The 18,095-nt window shown below is 63.6% G+C and carries 19 protein-coding genes and 1 tRNA gene; 8 read left to right on the top strand and 12 right to left on the bottom strand.

Translation table 11 applies throughout. The features are described from left to right. Positions 1-22: 22 nt before the first annotated feature. The 5 genes from VN856_RS17605 to VN856_RS17585 form a co-directional block, all read right to left on the bottom strand. Positions 23-826, bottom strand: coding sequence for a CbbQ/NirQ/NorQ/GpvN family protein (locus tag VN856_RS17605; RefSeq protein WP_325691267.1), 804 nt, complete (start codon positions 824-826; stop codon positions 23-25). Then, on the bottom strand, positions 823-2,355 hold the full coding sequence (locus tag VN856_RS17600) for a MorD protein (protein ID WP_325691265.1): 1,533 nt from the start codon (positions 2,353-2,355) through the stop codon (positions 823-825). Before VN856_RS17600 ends, VN856_RS17605 begins: the two co-directional genes overlap by 4 nt. A 153-nt stretch (positions 2,356-2,508) precedes the next feature. Further along, positions 2,509-3,111, bottom strand: coding sequence for a TetR/AcrR family transcriptional regulator (locus tag VN856_RS17595; RefSeq protein ID WP_325691263.1), 603 nt, complete (start codon positions 3,109-3,111; stop codon positions 2,509-2,511). A gap of 61 nt (positions 3,112-3,172) precedes the next feature. Continuing rightward, entirely contained in the window at positions 3,173-3,868 is a 696-nt protein-coding gene (locus VN856_RS17590; RefSeq protein ID WP_325691261.1) for a hypothetical protein, read from the bottom strand. 57 nt (positions 3,869-3,925) lie between these two features. Next, positions 3,926-4,528, bottom strand: a complete 603-nt coding sequence (locus tag VN856_RS17585; RefSeq protein ID WP_325691259.1) for a TetR/AcrR family transcriptional regulator — start codon at positions 4,526-4,528, stop codon at positions 3,926-3,928. A 137-nt stretch (positions 4,529-4,665) separates the two neighbouring features. On the opposite strand from VN856_RS17585, the gene VN856_RS17580 reads away from it, so the two are divergent. From VN856_RS17580 to VN856_RS17560, 5 genes are all read left to right on the top strand, one after another. Then, positions 4,666-5,454: an SDR family NAD(P)-dependent oxidoreductase gene (locus VN856_RS17580; protein WP_325691257.1), complete on the top strand. Its 789-nt coding sequence runs from the start codon at positions 4,666-4,668 to the stop codon at positions 5,452-5,454. Between the two features lie 17 nt (positions 5,455-5,471). Further along, positions 5,472-6,545 (top strand): dihydrodipicolinate reductase, encoded by a 1,074-nt coding sequence (locus VN856_RS17575; protein WP_325691256.1) that lies wholly within the window; start codon positions 5,472-5,474, stop codon positions 6,543-6,545. Positions 6,546-6,586: 41 nt separating this feature from the next. After that, positions 6,587-7,366 carry a mycofactocin-coupled SDR family oxidoreductase gene (locus VN856_RS17570; RefSeq protein WP_414686986.1) on the top strand — a complete coding sequence of 260 codons (780 nt, stop codon included), beginning with the start codon at positions 6,587-6,589 and terminating at the stop codon, positions 7,364-7,366. Between the two features lie 25 nt (positions 7,367-7,391). Next, a complete protein-coding gene (locus tag VN856_RS17565) occupies positions 7,392-8,522 on the top strand; it encodes a dihydrodipicolinate reductase (protein ID WP_325691252.1) in 1,131 nt (376 codons plus the stop codon). 127 nt (positions 8,523-8,649) lie between these two features. Further along, entirely contained in the window at positions 8,650-9,432 is a 783-nt protein-coding gene (locus VN856_RS17560) for an alpha/beta hydrolase (protein WP_325691250.1), read from the top strand. 832 nt (positions 9,433-10,264) lie between these two features. On the opposite strand, the gene VN856_RS17555 is transcribed toward VN856_RS17560, so the two are convergent. The 4 genes from VN856_RS17555 to VN856_RS17540 all read right to left on the bottom strand — a co-directional run bounded on the left by VN856_RS17555 (position 10,265) and on the right by VN856_RS17540 (position 12,847). Continuing rightward, positions 10,265-10,340 (bottom strand) — tRNA-Arg (locus tag VN856_RS17555). Between the two features lie 51 nt (positions 10,341-10,391). Further along, positions 10,392-10,880, bottom strand: a complete 489-nt coding sequence (locus tag VN856_RS17550; RefSeq protein ID WP_325691248.1) for a hypothetical protein — start codon at positions 10,878-10,880, stop codon at positions 10,392-10,394. 50 nt (positions 10,881-10,930) lie between these two features. Continuing rightward, positions 10,931-11,749: an LLM class F420-dependent oxidoreductase gene (locus tag VN856_RS17545; RefSeq protein ID WP_325691246.1), complete on the bottom strand. Its 819-nt coding sequence runs from the start codon at positions 11,747-11,749 to the stop codon at positions 10,931-10,933. A gap of 21 nt (positions 11,750-11,770) precedes the next feature. After that, a complete protein-coding gene (locus VN856_RS17540) occupies positions 11,771-12,847 on the bottom strand; it encodes a poly-gamma-glutamate hydrolase family protein (protein WP_325691244.1) in 1,077 nt (358 codons plus the stop codon). A 166-nt stretch (positions 12,848-13,013) separates the two neighbouring features. On the opposite strand from VN856_RS17540, the gene VN856_RS17535 reads away from it, so the two are divergent. Next, positions 13,014-13,235 (top strand): hypothetical protein, encoded by a 222-nt coding sequence (locus tag VN856_RS17535; protein WP_325691243.1) that lies wholly within the window; start codon positions 13,014-13,016, stop codon positions 13,233-13,235. On the opposite strand, the gene VN856_RS17530 is transcribed toward VN856_RS17535, so the two are convergent. From VN856_RS17530 to VN856_RS17520, 3 genes are read right to left on the bottom strand one after another with little or no spacing between them, the layout of a single operon-like run. After that, positions 13,219-14,451: an Nramp family divalent metal transporter gene (locus VN856_RS17530; RefSeq protein ID WP_325691241.1), complete on the bottom strand. Its 1,233-nt coding sequence runs from the start codon at positions 14,449-14,451 to the stop codon at positions 13,219-13,221. The genes VN856_RS17535 and VN856_RS17530 overlap by 17 nt on opposite strands. Before the next feature lie 49 nt (positions 14,452-14,500). Then, positions 14,501-15,577, bottom strand: coding sequence for a diacylglycerol kinase (locus VN856_RS17525; protein ID WP_325691239.1), 1,077 nt, complete (start codon positions 15,575-15,577; stop codon positions 14,501-14,503). A 2-nt stretch (positions 15,578-15,579) separates the two neighbouring features. Beyond that, positions 15,580-16,371 (bottom strand): SDR family oxidoreductase, encoded by a 792-nt coding sequence (locus VN856_RS17520; RefSeq protein ID WP_325691237.1) that lies wholly within the window; start codon positions 16,369-16,371, stop codon positions 15,580-15,582. Between the two features lie 107 nt (positions 16,372-16,478). Here VN856_RS17520 and VN856_RS17515 point away from each other — a divergent pair, with 107 nt between their 5' ends. Then, positions 16,479-16,856 carry a hypothetical protein gene (locus VN856_RS17515; RefSeq protein ID WP_325691235.1) on the top strand — a complete coding sequence of 126 codons (378 nt, stop codon included), beginning with the start codon at positions 16,479-16,481 and terminating at the stop codon, positions 16,854-16,856. A 31-nt stretch (positions 16,857-16,887) separates the two neighbouring features. Further along, positions 16,888-18,095 (top strand): HNH endonuclease signature motif containing protein (locus tag VN856_RS17510; RefSeq protein WP_325691233.1); only part of this gene is annotated, 1,208 nt, incomplete at its 3' end.

Below are 18,095 nucleotides of genomic sequence, written 5' to 3'. Positions count from 1 at the left end.
CGTGGCTCCTTTCGCAGTTGTGCTAGTGAGGCGTGCGCGAGCTGTCGGTGGGCGCGAGGCTGGCGACCGCGACCTCGCGTAAGCCGTCATTGATGGCACCGTCGGTCGACAGTGGTGCGAGGATGCAGGCTTCGGCCGCCTCTAATTCGCTTGCACCAGAAGCGATCAGCTGTGCGGCGGTGACCAGGACGCGGGTCGACGGCGGCTCGAAGTGAAACGCGTGGTCGGCGGTCCGGATGGCGGTGGCGCAGGCAACGAGCCTGCTCGCGGTCGAAAGCTCGATGCCCGCTTCGGCGACGATCACCTCGGCTTCGCGGTCCGCGGGCAGGTACCTCATCGGAAGTGTGACGAACCGCTGGCGGAACGACGGCTTGAGCTCCTTCAGGGAACTGCGGTAGGCCGGGTTATAGGAGCAGACGAGCATGAAGGTTTCGGGCGCTTTGACCACTTCGTCAGCCCGGTCGAGGTAGAGCGCACGGCGGTGGTCGGTCAGCGAATGCAGGATGGCCAGCGAGTCGTGCCGAGCTTCGACGACCTCATCCAGGTAGCAGATCGCGCCGGCTTTCACCGCCCGGGTCAAGGGGCCGTCGGTCCACACCACATCTCCACCCGTCACCATGAATCTGCCCACGAGGTCCGAACTGGTCAAGTCGTCATGGCAGCTGATAGTGACCACGGGTCGGCTCAGCAGTAGGCCCATGTGCTCGACCAGCCGTGTCTTGCCGCAGCCGGTCGGGCCGGTGAGCATCACCGGCAGCCGTTGCTGATAGGCCTGCTCGAACAACTGGACTTCGTTGCCGTTCGAGTAATAGGTGTCGGTGGTCATGCGCTTACCAGCTCACGGTGAACGTGGGCCAATACCCGCGGAAGCTCCTCAACTCGCCGGATGCGTTGGGAGCGACGGGGTCCGAAGACCTCTGGAAGCGGGTCGACGCGGGTCGGTCCGACACCTAAGTAATAGACGGAGACGCCCGCGTCGTTCGCTTCCTCGACAGCGTGCGCGACGTCGGCCCACGCATAGCGACCCTCGTAGCCCTCGTCGGAGATCAGGCCGTCGCCGATCACGATGAGCAGCCGCCGCTCGGAGGGTCGCGCAAGAAGCCGACTGGTCAAGTGGCGCAGGGGCGCGCCGAGTCTGGTGTAGCCGCCGGTGGCCAGACCTAGTCGCCCTGGCGGCACGAATCGCCGATCCTCGAAGTCCTTGAGGCAGTTCACTTCGACGCGGTGTCGCGTGTTGCCGGTGAACACGAAGATTCCGTGGCGCTCCCGCGCGAGCGTCATCGCTTTCGACAGAGCATCGGCGCAGGCCAACTCCAGCTTGAAGATCCGTCCGCCGTGCACACCCAATGACGAACTGCCGTCCAGCAATAGCGCGGTTGTGACGTCGCGGCTGATGGGCAACAGGTCGCGAAAGATGCGCGGTTCGAGCGCGTCGCCGGTCGCGACGTCGATGTAATGACGCACGTACTGCTCGACGTCCAGGTCAGAGCCGTCCTCGAGGCGACCTTTCATCGCCCGGTGGGTGTGTTCTTCAAACCACTTCCGCAGCTCGGCGGATACGGGAGCCGGTGAACGAGTCGTGCTGGCGTGCGAGCGCTCGAGAACCGCAACATGGTCTCGCATGAAACTCTTTGTCCAGGAATTCCATTCGGGATAGGGGATGCCCGGGCGGTGTTCTGGAGTGATGTCTAGGTCGTTGTCCTGAGGTCTGCTGGGCGGCGGGAGGTTGGGGTTGCGCACGCCGCCGTCGCCCCCGACCGGAACGGAGTACGGACGTGGCAGGCGCTTCTGCGTTGTGGTCCACGGCATTCTTCCGAAGCTGCGACGCAACTTGTCGGACAGACCCTGAGGCGCTGTGTAGACCAGGGGCAATCGGCCCAAAAGTGGATGGACGCTCAGCGGTGCGGCGCCGCGCGACATCGAGATTGCGCGGTTGACCATCTCGCCGGCGTCCGTATCGGCGGGCAACGCCGGGAGGTCCGGCAGCACCCGATGTGCTTCCACGAGCAGCCCGGGCCAGTTCGAGGCGATCCAACCCAGGGCCACGCTGGCCTCGACGAGAGTGATCGCACGTAGTTCACGCGACGACAGCTCATTCAGTCGAAACGTTGCGAGTCGCTCCTTTGACGGTGAACATTGAAGCGCTACACCGCATGTCAGAGTCCTGCGCGTCCAGTCCCTTGCGATCGATGGATACGGGACGTGCACGAAATCGAGCTGTGAGCTCAGGCTGAAGCCGCGATGCTCACCGGTCACCAGACGCACACCCTCGCGACGTCGCCCGCTCAAGGCGACAGCCGTGACCGCGCAACTGCGTTCGATCGCCATTGCGTGTGCGTCGGAAAGCTCGATCATCGACGCTCAGAACGTCCCGAGATTCGAGAACATCCAGTACCAGAACCAGATGACCAGTCCCGTGCCTCCCCAAGCTGCGACGTAGCGCAGTATCTCCCAGATCCAGTCCACTTCAGACCTCCTTGTTGACGGGTTGTGGCATGCGCGCCCGCGTCATCGGACTTCCAGACCGCGCACAGCGGTGGCGATCAGCTTGGTCAGCATCGTGTCGCGGTTGTCGGCGTTGTCGGTGCTGGTGAGGACGCCGTAGATGCCGAGCAGGAAGAACGTCGCACTGTAGAAGGCGTCCACTTCCGGATGTACTTCGCCATCGCCGCGCGCCCGCTCGATCTCATCAACGAGCAGAACGATCACGGGATGATCGCTCCAGTCGTCCTTATTGGGGCGTGTCGGCGAGAAATGCAGCGCCAGTAGCTCTTTGAAGAGCAGTGGCCCGAGCCGCTGCTCCAAGCCGGCCACGAGATGGACCACTTCGGTCAACGCGGCAGCAAGCCCGTGTGCGTCCCCGAGATATTTGGCGAATTCCGCGGCGATGCGTGCTTCTTCCCGGAACTCCAGATCAAGAAGCACATGCTCCTTGCTGGGGAAGTGGAAGAAGAACGTTCCGTGCGCGACGCCCGCCGCCGCCACGATCGCGTTGACATCGGCGCCTGCCATGCCCGAACGCTTGAACTCGGTGATCGCCGCACCGAGTATGCGCTCCCGGGTTTGTCGCCGACGCACCTCGCGTGCCGTGGCCCTGACCTGTGGCGTCATGGTCTAGCCTTTGTAGCGCGATTACTGACCAGAGTCAATGATTAGAGTCAATAATGACCGGTCAGTCGGTGAAGATCTCGCGGTTGACGGTGTGCAGATAGGGAATCGCCAGAAACGGCGTGATGTAGAAGATGTCGTAGAGCCACCAGCCGACGACGGGGAAGATGACGCCCGCGTAGCGCACATCCGCGAACATCGTCATGTTGAAGACGTAGACGCACCAGATCAGCACACCCATCCAGCAGGTGATCACCATCCACTGGTGGCCCCAGCGCTTCATCTGCAGGAAACCGATCGCGGCCGCGATCCGCATGGTGAACACCGTCAGGATCAGACCCACTTCGAGGGCTTTCTCGCCTGGCCCGGCCGCACCGCCGACCCACAGCTCGTTGTAGTGCCAGAAGTAGCCGGCGTCGAACATTGCGCCCCAGCCGTTCAACAAGATTCGGGCCAGGATGGTGTGATTGGCGACCAGGTCGAGCGCCCATCCCACCGTGTTGATGGCGGCGTCAATGATGACCAGGTAACCAAGCAGCGTCACCAGCATCGGGCGGACCGATAGGCCGTCGCGCTGCGCCTTGCGCTGCAACCACACACCGCGGAGAAACAGTGGCAGGCCGAAGATGCCCAGGGCCGCGGTGCCGATGAGGATACTGCCCGAGATGAGCCACTTGTCGGCCTGCCGCTGTGCGAGCTGCGACTGCTCGAAGTGTTGGTCGAGCTGACTGCCCGCGGTGGTCAATGTGGGCGGATTCAAGGACTCCTCCTACCGATCGGCTGGCCCGATCTTCTCGCAGAGACTGACTGTCGTCAATCAGTTACTGCGTTGGAGGCTGCGTAGCGTGCTGGCCACGTAGTCGTCGAGCATCGCGCTCTGCGTAGGCCAGTCGTGCGTCGTGGTCAACAGCGCGTAAAGACCCAGCAAGAAAAAAACGGCGCTGTTTACCGGAACGACCTCCGGTGCAACGTGACCCAAGCGTTGGGCCCGCTCGATCTCTTGGGCGACCCGCACGATGACCGGATGCTCTTTGCTTTCGTCCGTGGGACGGGTTTGTGAGAAGTGCAGAGCAAGAAAGTCTTTGAAGAGACTCGCGCCGAGGCGGCGCTCCAGGCCCAGGATCAGTCGAACCGCCTCTTTGAGGGTGGACGACAGGTCGTGCGAAGCGCCCACATAACGGTCTAGCTGTTTGGCGATGCGTTCCTCTTCGCGCCGTTCGAGTTCCAACAGCACATGTTCCTTCGTCGGGAAATGAAAGAAGAAAGTACCGTGTGCGACTCCGGCGGCCGTAACAATCGAGCCGACGTCGGCGTCTGCCATGCCGCCCCGTTTGAACTCGGCGATGGCAGCGCCCAGCAGGCGCTCTCGGGTCTGCAGGCGCTTGGTCTCACGCGCCGACGGCTTTTCCACCGTTGCCATAGTGCGTTTCCTCTGATCCGGGTCCCCTACCCCGTGTGCAGAATAGCCGCCGGGGCGGCGGCCTGCGCGTTTCATTCCGTTGACTTTAGTCAGTTTTATTTGTTAGATGAGCACACGACGCGGGCGAGAGGATTGGGATGGCGCTTGAACAATTCAATCTGGAAGGCCAAGTCGCGATCGTTACCGGCGCCGGGAAGGGCGTCGGGCAGGGCATTGCAAGGGTCCTGGCGGAGGCGGGCGCAACCGTAGTCGGCACCGCGCGTACGGAATCCGATATCCGCGGAACCATCGCCGGTATCGAAGATGCGGGCGGTCGGGGACTGGCGCTCGTCGCGGATGCCATGAGCCGTCCGGACAGTGAGCGGGTTGTCGCTGCAGCCATGGAAAGCTTCGGGCGCATCGACATCCTGGTCAACAACGTCGGCGGTTCGACATACGCGCGCTTCCTCGACATCGCCGACGAGGACTTCCGTCACACTTTCGACTGGTGCGTTACATCGGCGTTCATCATGAGCCAGCTTGCGGCGCCGCACATGATCGAGGCCGGCCACGGCAACATCGTCAACATCTCCTCTGGCTCAGCCCGTTTCGGCATCCGCGCGCTCACGGCGTACTGCGTCGCGAAAGGCGGCCTTGAGGCCCTTACCCGCGCGATGGCGCAGGAGCTCGCGCCGAAGATCCGCGTCAATGCGATAGCCCTGGGCTCATTCGCGACCGACGGTCTGCAGGGCAGTCTCGACATGATGCCCGGATCGCAGGAGAAGATGCAGGAGGCGACACCGCTGCACCGCCTGGGCGACGTCGCCGACCTTGGGCGGCTGTGCGTTTATCTGTCCACGCGGGACTGTTACGCGACCAACGCGATCTTTCACGTGGACGGCGGCATCGACTCCAACAACTCGCCGCTGCCGATTCCCGACTACTGATCAAGGACGAACGCAGGATGCGCAGGGTAGTTCAGTTTTCGACCGGCAATGTCGGCGTCCATTCGTTGCCGGCGATCATCGGGCGGCCCGATCTGGAATTGGTCGGAGTGCACGCAGCCAGCCCGGACAAGATCGGGCGTGACGCCGCCGAATTGTGCGGGTTGAGTGAGCCGACCGGCATTATCGCGACCGATGACATCGACGCGCTCATGGCGTTGAAGCCCGACTGTGTGGTGTACACCGCGCAAGGCGAGACGCGGCCAATGGAAGTCATCGAGCAGATGTCGAAGTTCCTTTCCGCGGGCATCAATATCGTGGCGACATCGATGGTGTGGCTGGTGACTCCTCGCCAGGCCGACGACTGGCTGCGGGAGCCGCTGCAACAAGCCTGCGAGGCCGGCAACGCCTCGCTGTATGTCAACGGCATCGATCCTGGCTACTCCGGCGACACCGAGGTGCATTCTGCGCTGAGCCTGGTTACCCGGGCCAGGGCGATCACCGTTCAGGAAATCTTCGACTACGCCAACTACGACGACTACGAATTCACCGGCAAGCAAATGGGTTTCGGTGTCAGCGCCGAGGACGATACGCCGATGCTGTTCCTGCCGGGTGTGCTCACCACGATGTGGGGCGGAGCAGTGCGCAACCTCGCCGAGCAGCTGGGGGTGCAACTCGATGAGGTCCGGCAACGCATCGAGCCGTGGTACACCGACAAACGGATCGAATGCAAGATGGCGACGGTGGAGCCTGGACAGATGGCTGCCGTGAAATTCGCGGTCGAAGGGGTTCGTGACGGAGCTCCGGTAATCACGATGGAACACATCACGCGGCTCACCGTTGACTCGGCTCCAGATTGGCTCTACCCGCCCGACGGCCGTCCTGGCGTTCACCGAGTCGTGGTCGACGGGGACCCTCGCGTCGAGCTGAACACGCATGTGTCACACCCAGGGCTTGACGTCACCGAAGCGGGGTGTCTTTCGACCGCAGCTCGGGTGGTTAATGCGATCGACTGGGTCTGCCGCGCTCCTGCAGGGCTGATCGCCGTCGAAGACATCCCTGCGGCGGAAATCATTCGCGGACTGATGTGGTGACAGAACCTAGACCGTCGAGCGGCCGGGCGGCCGGCAAACGCGTGCTGATCACCGGTGCCGCACGCGGTTTGGGGCGCAGTCACGCGGTCAGACTCGCCGAGGAGGGCGCTGATCTCATTCTCATCGACCTCTGTGAGTCCCTGCCGGAGATCGAATACGACTTGGCCACCCAGGACGACTTGGCCGAGACGGTGCGTTTGGTCACCGCGCACGGCGGCCGCTGTGTGAGCCGAGTCGCTGATGTCCGCGACGAAGCGGCTATGCGCTCGGCGGTCGACGAGGGCGTCGACGAACTGGGCGGGTTGGACGGCGCCGTCGCCAACGCCGGTGTCCTTACCGTCGCCCCTTGGGACAGAACCACTTCCGACCACTGGCGCACCGTGGTCGATGTGAACCTCATCGGGACGTGGAACACCTGCGCCGTCGCTATACCGCATCTGCTCGTCCAAGGTGGCGGCAGCTTGGTCAATATCAGCTCGGCCGGTGCCATCAAGGGATTCCCGCTTCAAACCCCCTACACTGCTTCCAAACACGGCGTTGTAGGTCTGACGATTGCGCTTGCTAATGAGCTTGCCGCACAGAGCATTCGGGTCAACTCGGTACATCCCACCGGGGCGCCCACCGGAATGGTCCCGCCGTCGTTCGGCGCAACTCTCGGTGAAGAACGTCCGGACCTGATACCGATGTTCGTCAACGCCATGCCCACACCATGCATCGAACCCGTAGACGTCAGCAATGCGGTGCTGTACCTGATCTCGGATGAATCGCGTTTTGTCACCGGACTGCAGTTCAAAGTCGATGCCGGAGTGTCGATCAACTAGCGGTAGTGAAATCGGAGGAGGAGTAATGACGACGGTCGAGCAAGGTCACGCAAAGCCAATCACGTCGCCGGTGGGCAAGAAATATCGCGTAATCCAGTGGGGCGTCGGCAACGTCGGAACGATAGCGCTTCGTCATTTTGCCCATAACCCCGCCTTCGAACTGGTTGGGGTGCTCTGCAATCGTCCGGAGAAAGTCGGCAAGGATGCCGGCGAACTTTGCGGCAAGGCGCCGACCGGTGTGTTCGCCACCAATGACAAGGATGCGATCGAGGCACTGGAAGCCGACTGCGTCTTTTATGCGCCGTTGTGGTCTGACCCCGATGAGGTCTGCCGTCTGCTGCGCGCAGGCAAGAACGTCGTCGCCTCGGGTGGCGCATGGTGGTACCGGACCGAACACAGTCAGGCCGATATCGACAAGATCCATGCGGCGTGCCTCGAGGGCGGTACCTCGTTCCATGCTGGTGGTGTCAATCCCGGTTTCGCCGGCGACCTGCTCGTTCTGACGCTGGCCCGCATCGTCAGCCAGATCGACACCATCCACATCTACGAGGTGGTGAACTTCGGCCGGGACACGCTGAAGTACCTGTACGAGATGGGCTTTGGTAGTGATCCGGCCGGGTTTGAGGACGGCCCCAATCTGCTCGGGCAGGCTTGGCCCTTGTTCGCGCAGTCGATGGCGATGATCGTCGAGGGAATGGGCAAGACAGTCGAGAGATACACGACCGAAGTCGAACTCGGGGTCGCCACCCGCGACATTCCGTTCGAAGGTGGCGAGACCAGCGACATGCCGGGGTTCAAAGGTGTGGTCAAGGAGGGCACCGTCGCGCGGCAGCACCACCAATGGACGGCGTGGGTGGACGACAAGCCGCTCATCGTCTTCCACGAGATCTACACGATGGACACCTACGATGCGATTGAGCCGCAAGAGGACTGGCCGCAGCATTACCACTACCGCATCGTGATCGAAGGCGACTCGTCCACCGAGCTCATCCTGCAAGGGGCCAAGGATCCAAGCGGCGGCTACGCGTTGCCCGGCTACACCTGGACCGCGATGGGCCCGGCTAACGCGATTCCCGCAGTCGTGGATGCACCGCCGGGGTTCATGAGCCACAACGAACTCGGATTGATGCCACTACGCGGGGTCATCCGCCCGTAGCCGCACCGGAATCGCCGACTGCCGGCCAACAACCGTACCGGCGAGCGAATCGACCGAATCTAGCCTTTCGAGGTCATAGCGCCTGCCAAGATGCGAGGAATGCCGCGACGCATCGAATGGGTGGCCCATGCTTGAAGTAATCGACAAAGGGTCTGCCACCGAATCGCATCCTGTTCCGTTGCTCTTCGTTCACGGCGCTTGCAGCTCAGCAGGGATCTGGGACGATCATTTTCTGAACTTCTTCACCGATAAGGGTTACCAAGCGGTCGCCCTGAGCCTTCGCGGCCACGGTGCCAGCAGTTTGTCCAAGCCACTCAAATCGTGTTCTTTTGCCGATTACGTGAATGACGTCCACGCTGTTGTCGTCAAGCTGAGTTCCCCACCGGTGCTCATCGGTCATTCGATGGGTTGTTGGGTCGTACTGAATTACCTCCAGATGCATCGTGCCCCAGCGGGGGTTCTCATGGCGCCTGGCACATCGCAGGGATTAAGACGATGGGCATTCCGGACTATGCTCCGTCATCCATGGCTTGTTCTGCGTAGCAACACCTTCGGTAATCCAGTCGATCTATTCAATACCCCCGCCTTGGCCCGGGAATTTTTATTCTCCGCGCACACTCCCGAATCCATCGTCAAATCCTGTGCGGCTCGTTTGGAGCCCGAGAGCACGCGCGCCGCACGAGAAGCGGCGAACCGACTTCCCGATGCTCGCCTCGTGACAGCGCCGATGCTGGTTCTCGGCGCAAAAGACGACGGCTCGCGAATCGACGGGGACGCGTCGGCTGTGGCGCGGATTTACCATGCTGACGCGGAAATCTTCCCCGACATGGGGCACGTCATGATGCTTGAGCCCGGCTGGCAGGCAGTCGCCGAACGAATCGACAGCTGGCTTGTAGCCAATGGGCTTTGACAACGAGGGCGTCGCCGGGTCGACGTCGGTGAGCCCGTAAGCAGGGCCACGCGCTCACAATCGCTAAACCCCGGGTTGGGCATTCGTTCATTCAGCAAGCTGGATCAAACGGATGACATTGGGCGATACGACGGAGCAGAATTCGAACACGTAGGGCCCGAACTTGGAGCACGTGAATCGGAAGAAAAAATGAAGAAAATCACCACCTACGCTTCAATGGCATCTTTCGGCTTCTGTGCGTCGATATTTCTTCCGGCCGGATCAGCTCACGCCGACCTCTGCCCGTATCCTGGCGTCGGATCAGGTGGCGGCGCATTATTCGCACAGGGTGGGTTCTGCGACTACCCGACCGAAATCAACGGCTCGCATATGCATTGCGAGGCAGGTGGTTTCGGCGTCAACGGCGTTGTCGGCGGCGCTAGCGGCGGTGGTAGCGTCGCATTCGGTGGCGCCGGTATCGGCGCTCTTAGTTGTACGTGGCGTTGTCCAGACGGCTCGATGGCACCAGCACCTAACCCGCCAGGGTTGTGGAGGACCTACATGGTGGTGATGAACTCTACGAATTTCTGCAAAGACCACATGGCACCGAACGGATTATGGAGCGAGCCGGTTTTACCGACTGAGGGAATCCCGCCAGGTGGGCAACCACAAGCGCCGGATCTGCGGATACCGCGACCACAACCACCACCACCCGCATCGGGACCGACACCATTCGCACCGGGACTGCCGGAACCATTAACACCAGGACTGCCGGGAGCATTAACACCTGGACTGCCCAATCCGTAGCGGACCGGCAAGATGAAACGAAACATGCGCTGACCAGCGTAAACTTTGGTGCCCCCGGCAGGATTCGAACCTGCGACACCGGCTTTAGGAGAGCCGTGCTCTATCCCCTGAGCTACGGGGGCTCAAGTCATCGTTAAACCTAGCCGCTCGCCGGCGTCAGGCGAGTGCGGGTCTTAAATCCAGACCAGCAGATGTGGGCTGCCCGGCGTTTCCCGCGGAAAGGCAATCGGCGCGTGGATACCGTCGAGCGTGACGTGCACCGCCTCGGTGTCGGCAGAGACCGCGACGATTGTGCCGATGGCGTATTGCTGTTCGTCATTCCACTTGACCGTGGCGTACTGCCCAAGATGTTGCACCGCAAGGTTTTCGGGTGCGACCTCGGTCGGCTGCGGAGGAAGCGCCGATACCACGGCATCTAGCTCGTCGTCAGCCGGCGCAGGCCCGGAGTCCTCGGCCCAGGCGTTCTCGTCGCCGAAATATTCGCCGTCGTCGCCGGCCTGCTTGAGCCGGCCCAGCGCCGACTTCGCATCCGGGGCATCGTCCTCGACCCACAGCCGCCAACCCGGCGGTGGCGGCGGCCAGGCCGGATCCGGCGACCAGTCGGCGTGCGGCGCCCAACCTTTGGGCGGCTTTGGCCAGTTCGGGGGCGGGTTGTAGCGCATTAACCCACCATACGGAAAACCGTTAGGTGGTTGCTGTGTGATTTCTGCGGTCAGCGCAACTCGGGAATCACCTTGGCAATGGTGTCGACGTGATTTTCCTGGAAGGTGAACGACGTCAGCCCATATTTCTCGCGGTAGCCGCGCAGCGTGTCGGCGATCTCGTGGGGCGATCCGCTGAGCACCGACGGCAGCGCCAGCAACTCTTCGTCGGACAGCTCCACGAATCTGCGGACGAGCGCCAGGTCGGGTTTCCCGGAATTGTCCGACGGCACGGCGGTGATCGCGAGGTTCAACTCGAGATCGGCGAATCGGCTGCCGGCGGCGTTGCGGACGAATTCGACGCGCTCGGCGAGCGAGTCGGCGGCGTCGCCAGACCTGGCGCCGGTCAACCCGATGATGTCGGCGTGCTGGGCGGCGATGGTGAGCAACCGATTTCCGTTGCCGGCGATCAGGATCGGCACCTTGGGGAGGTGTTTCTTCATGTAGGTGGTGACGTGCTCGAGGTGGTCGACACGCTGGCGGGCGGTCGGGTACGGCAGCTCGGCAGCCTCGAATTCCTCGCGCACGTACCCGGCACCAAGACCGAGGTCGAGGCGGCCGTCGCTGAGCTGGTCGACCTCGCCCGCGTCGCGAGCCAACAGAGCGGGCTTGTAGAAACCGGCGTTGAGCACGTAGGTGCCCAGCCGCACGGTGGAGGTCGCGGATGCGATAGCGGTCAGTACCGGAAACGGTGCCGGCGCGCCGAGATGATCGGGCAGATGCAGGGCATCGAAGCCGAGGTCCTCGTAGCGCTTTGCCTTGTCCTGCAATTTCGTTCGCGACTTGGCTGAGTGAATGCCCATTGAAAAGCGAAAGGCCCGTTCGGCCATCGGCCACCTCCTGTTGTTTAGTTATCTGGACGGTAATTTCCAACAGCGGGCTGCGGCCGCCAGGCCTTGCACCAGATCAGCGGTCACCGGCGACAAACCGTCGTCGCCGGGCAGCGGACTGCGGGGGCTGATGCCCCTGACCCGGATCGGCAGTTCCAATTGTGTTCCGCCATACCGTGTCTGGTTGACCGGATTCTGCGGGTGCAGTCCACGCAGCTCGGGGGGAATCTCATCGAGGTCAGTGACGACGTGATAGCCGGGCAGTTCGAGGTGGTCGGCCAGGTGGGTGGCCAACGTGCGGTTACCGCCGCCGGCCAACAACTGCGTGGCCCGGCCGATCCGGCCGTAGCCGTGCAACGACACCGCAACGTCGACGTGGTCGAGGAACTCCGCCAGGCGCGCCGACTCGTCGCGGAGAAAGCGCACCGACGACAGGTGGTGTGGATAGCGGTCGGGATGCCGGATCAGATACACCGACGCGCCGGCCGCGTCGGCGGCGCGCTCGGCGATCACGTCGGTCATTTGTTCCAGACCGCCGCCGTGAATCGCCAGGAAACCGAAGCGCGACCGCAACCGGCTGGCCTCGGTTACCCCAGGGTCGGCGAGCAGTTCGGAAAGTGATTGCGGCGCAGGTGTTGTCGGTCGCGACCGCGGGCGGGGCCACCGGGCGGGATCCCATCGGCGCAGGAAGTCGATCCAGTGCTGGGGCAGCCCGTGATGCTGCGCCCCGTCGATGATGCGTTCCAGGTAGCCGGGTCGCGGCGGGCCCAGGTTCACCCGGTGGTCGATGTAGACCCAGGCGTCCGACGGTCCTTCTTCGGTCTGCACGGTCAACTGGTCGCGCTGATAGCGCACCGGCACGCCTTCTGCGCTGTCCAAGGCGGTTAGATCGTGGTCGGACAGCTGCCAGACGACTCCGTGCACCTGCGTGCCGGGCAACGGCTCTACGGTGGCAACCCCGCGCTGATTGATCAGCCAGTCGTGGTCGGCGAGCACCGCCCGGCGCGGATTGGCGGCGTCGGGGCAACGTTGCGCCATTTGCCGCACGCACAGGTTCGACCCGTACGCGAAGTAGAAATGACGGCTGCGCTGCGTCACGATTTAGATGTTAGCTGAGCGAATTATTTGCTCGGCCTCGGACGGTTGCGAGCGGGCGGTGCGTGGTCCGTCAAGTCCCCGAACGACTTCTGAGCCGGCAGTGACCGCGAGGTTAATTCCGTGCTTCGTTGCGTTGGCGCCGCGCTGGGAGTGAAAGGATTGTCCGATGAGCGGCGCGTACGGGGGCGGCACCCGGGACCGGGACACGATTGAGCGTGAATTGCGGCTGCTGGTCAGCGTCCGCAGTGCCTACCGCGAGCGCGGTGGGGCGATGCCGTCGATCGATCAGATGGATGCTCTGCTGGACGAGCTCATCGAACTGGGCGGGCGGGGAAAACACCGGTTGGAAAGCGAGGATTCCGACGCCTGGCCTAGCCTTTGGCGTTGAGCGTGAGGTAGATCAGCGCCACGTTGAGCAGGCTGATCAGCACGCCGATGACCCAGCCGATGGCGGTGGTGACGCGGTGATTGGCGTCGACTCCCATGAGCGCCCGATTACCGGTCAGTCGCACCAGTGGAAGCAGCGCGAACGGAATGCCGAAGGACAAGACGACCTGCGACAGCACTAACGTGCGGGTCGGATTAAAACCCAGCGCAAGGATCAGCAGCGCGGGCGTTAGCGTCGCCAGCCTTCGTAGCACCATCGGAATCGAGCGATGCAGCAAGCCCTGCATGATCATCGCTCCGGCGTAGGCGCCCACCGATGCCGACGCCAGGCCGGAAGCCAGCAGTCCGACTGCGAAGAACACCGCGATCAATGGACTCACCGTGTCGTGCACGGCGACGTAGGCCGCCTCGATGGAACCGATGCCGCCTCGGCCCTGCATGTTCAGTGCAGCGACCAACAGCATGGCGGCGTTCACAGCGCCAGCGACGACCATCGCCAGCCCGACGTCCAACCGGGTGACCCGCAGCAGACGCCGCCGGTCCGGGCCGGGATCGGGGTGGCCGTGCCGGTCGCGGGCCAGTCCGGAATGCAGATACACCGCGTGCGGCATCACCGTCGCGCCCAGGATGGCCGCGGCCAACAGCACGCTTTCCTTTCCGAGGAATCGCGGCACCAACCCGCCCACGACATCTCCGGGCGGTGGTGTCGCGACGAAGAAGCTGGCGGTGAAGCCGATGGCGATGAGCAGCAGCAGTCCGGTGATCACCCTTTCGAAGATCTGTTGGCCGCGCTGGTCCTGGATCCGCAGGAGCAGCAGCGACACCAACCCGGTAATCACCCCGCCGAGCAGCAGCGGCAGCCGGAACAGGATGTGCAGGGCAATCGCCCCGCCGATCACCTCGGCAACGTCGGTGGCCATCGCGACGATCTCGGCCTGTATCCAAAAGGCCAGTCGGGCCGGTCGGTTCAGCTTCCTGCCGATCGCCTCGGGCAGCGAGCGCCCGGTCACCAGGCCGAGTTTTGCCGACAGGTACTGGACGAGCCCAGCCATCACGTTCGCCAGGACGATCACCCACAGCAGCGCGAAGCCGAATTGGGCGCCGGCGCTGATGTTCGCGGCCACGTTGCCCGGGTCGACATAGGCAATCGCGGCGACGAATGCGGGGCCGAGCAGATACCACCCGGTTTTGGGCCGCGCGCGGGTGTCCTCGGGCACCTAACTCACTTTCCGTCTACGAATAAGAAAGTTAGGTTAACCGAAACTTCTATCCGGCCGAGTAGAGGCCTCGGCCGGTGATCAGCGGTAGGTCCAGCGTGGTGCGGATCCCGGCGGGAGCGGCAACGACGGCGGGGATGGCGTTGACGACGCGCATCGCCGTCGCCACCAGACCCGCGTGATTGTGGTCGCCGTTCGGACTGCTCAGGCAGACGTCGATGGCGTAAGACGGTTCGCCGGTGATCTCGATCCGGTAGCAGCCACCGGGCTGGGCCGGCTGCGGCCAGTCGGGGCATAGGTCTTCGCGCAACCGAGTGACGTGTTCGAGGACGACCGCGGGCTTGCCGTCGACTAGTCCGTGCACCTCGAATCGCAGCGCCGCAGCACTGCCCTTGGGGATGTGTCCCGAGGCGATGTCGAAGTCCTCGGGCGCCGGCACCCGCTCGTGCCGTTCGGTGACCTGGTCGAGTTCGACGCCCAGGCCGGCGGCGAGTTGGCGCACCACCGATCCCCACGCCAGACTCAGCACGCCCGGTTGCAGCAGCATTGGGATGTCGTCGAGCGGCTTGCCGAATCCCATCACGTCGAACATGACGGTGGCGCTGTCGTATGTGGCGTAGTCGACGATCTCCATGCAGCGGATCTGCTGGACGCTCTGGCATGTTCCGGCCAGCGCCAGCGGAAGCAGGTCGTTGGCGAATCCGGGATCGATGCCGTTGACGAAAAGGCTCGAATTGCCTTCCCGCGCCGCATCCTCGATCGGAGCCAGCAGCTCCTTCGGGAGCACCTGCCACGGATACTGCAGGAACACCGCACTACTGCCGACGACATTCACCCCGGCGGCCAGGATGCGCCGGTAATCGTCGAGCGCATCAGGGAGCCGGTTGTCGGCCATCGCGGTGTAAACCGCGCACTGCGGGCCAGAAGCCAGCACCGCGTCCAGATCGGTGGACGCGGTGATACCGGTCGAGACGTCAAGGCCGGCAAGCTCTCCGGCGTCTTTGCCGGCTTTGGAATCCGACGACACCCACACACCGGTGAGCTCGTAGTCGGGATTGGTGATCAGCGCTTTGAGCGCATGAATGCCGACGTTGCCGGTGCCGATCTGCGCGACGCGAATGGCCATCGTCACAGGTCCGGAATCGGTAGGTCGAGGTTGGGAAAGGTTATGCCGCCGTCGACTTCGATCACCTTGCCGGTCAGGTAGGCACCCGCCGGTGACGCTAAATATACTGCGGCAGCCGCGATCTCGTCGGGCTCGCCGAGCCGGCGCATCGGTGTCACCTTTTCCATCGGCTCGCGCAGCTCGTCGTTGGAGGCGACGATGTCCAACGCGGACGTGGCGATCGATCCGGGCGCGATCGCGTTGACCCGAATCCGCGGGCACAAATCCAGCGCGGCCAGCCGGGTGTAGTGGGCGAGTGCAGCTTTGGCGGTGCCGTAGGCGGCGAACCCGCGGCCGGCCACCCGCCCCATCGTCGAGGTGATGTTGATGATGCTGCCGCCGCCGGAGTGCTCGAGCATCAGCGGCGCCGCGGCGATGGTCAACGCGTGGGCGGTGGCGACGTTGAAAGTGAACGCGCTCTTGAGATCCTTCGTTGACGTGGTCAGCAGCCCGTTGGGCATGGTGCCGCCGACGTTGTTCACGACGATGTCCAGCCGCCCGAACGCCTCGACGGCCTGGCCGGCCAGTTCGGCGGTGACCTCGGGCTGGGCCAGATCAGCGGTGACGATGTGGGCGCGCCGGCCCGCGGCGCGGACCTTTTCAGCAACGGCCTCTAGTTCGGATTGGGTGCGGGAGGCGATGACGACGTCGGCGCCGACGTCGGCGAACGCCAACGCGATGGCTGCGCCAAGACCACGGCCGCCACCGGTGACGACGGCGACTTGGTCGTCGAGTCGGAATTTGTCGAGGATCACGGGCGTCACCGTAACAAGGTGAGGGCAGCCGGGGAACCCCATTTCTGAAACACGTTCTAGTTTGCCCGTTAAGAATCTGACTAGCGGTCGTGCCTACGTTTTCGGCTATGCACAGCACTTTGAAGAACATCATTGCCGGGGGACTCTTGTCCGCGGCCCTGGCTGCCGGCATGGTCGTCACCGCAGGTACTGCCGAGGCGGATGCCTGGCCCGGTTGCCCGGAGGACCATCCAGCAGGCCCGTGTCACTGGTGCCCGGGGAACCCGCCGGTGCAGACGGGTAATCATGTGACGAACCCGGTCCGGTGGGACGAAAGTGTCTGCCACACCTACTGGTATGTCTACTTTGGCCAGGGGAATGTTGCCCAGAACATCTTCGAGGGTGAGACGCCGCCTCCGCCTCCGCCGCCGGCGGATCCCGGGCCGTTCGTTATCGACCGAAGCAACTGCCAGCAGATACTCGGCATGTTCTGCCCGAAGGCGTGAACTTGTCGGCCGGGCTCCTATAATCGAATGTATGTTCGAATCGGTGGAGCTGGCGGCGGCGGGTGAGTCAGGTGCGTTGATCGAACTGGCCTGTGACGCGGCGCGAAGGGAAGCGCAAGCTACGGGGCGCCGACTGAACGTGGTCGCTGATCTGATGGAACTGCGTTACCGCCAGCACGGTGAGCGCGCGGAGTGGGTCACCGACGTGTGGGATGCGATCTCCGCGGAATTGGCTGCAGCCCTTCGGATCAGCCGCGCCTTGGCCTCGAGGTACATGAGCGATGCCGAGGTAATGCGCGAGCGCCTCCCCAAAGTAGGGGAGTGCCTGGCGGCCGGCGACATCAACTACGCCATGTTCAACGTGATCGCTCATCGCACCGCGCTGATCACCGACGAGCAGGCACTGGCTGCTGTCGACGAGCAGCTGGCGCTACGCGCCCCACGCTGGCCGTCGCTGACGCGCGGCAGGCTGGCTATGCGGGTCGACACCATTGTTCTGCGGGTCGACCGAGACGCGATTCGCCGGACTAACAAAGAGGTCAAGGACCGCTATCTCAATGTGTCGCAGTCGCTGTCGGGCGTCGCCGAGGTCTACGGGAACGTATTCGCCAGCACTGCTAGCGCGCTCGATCGCCGGCTGGATGAGCTTGCGGGCACCGTGTGTGGGGCTGATCCGCGAACCAAGGCGCAGCGACGGGCGGACGCGCTGACGGCGTTGGTCGCGGGCGCCGATCGGATGATGTGCACCTGCGGAGATTCGGGCTGCGCCGAGATGCGCGGCCGCCTGCGCGATCGCAATGTAGTCATTCATGTGGTTGCCGACCGGTCCTGCGTCGACGGTGCCGGAACCACGCCGGGGTACATGGGTGGAGTAGACGAGCTGATACCGCCGCAGGTCGTCGCGGAGCTGGCCAAGTCGGCGACGTTGCTGCCGTTGACCTTTCCGACAGCCGTCGAACCGCGGTACACGCCGTCGGCCGGCTTGGCCGATTTTGTGCGGTGCCGGGATTTAACCTGCCGGGCCCCGGCATGCGACCAGCCGGCCGTTCACTGCGACATCGACCACACCGTCCCCTACGCCGACGGCGGCTTGACGCATCCGTCCAACTTGAAGGCACTGTGCCGAAAACATCACTTGCTCAAGACGTTTTGGGGTTGGCGCGATAGGCAGCTGGCCGATGGAACCGTGATCTGGACGCTGCCGTCGGGTCACGTCTACGTGACCAGTCCCGGAAGCGC

The organism is Mycobacterium sp. (assembly GCF_035603715.1).
Taxonomy (GTDB): Bacteria; Actinomycetota; Actinomycetes; order Mycobacteriales; family Mycobacteriaceae; genus Mycobacterium.
The sequence above is the reverse complement of the archived record's forward strand: the minus strand, read 5'-3'. Positions and strand labels throughout refer to the sequence as shown.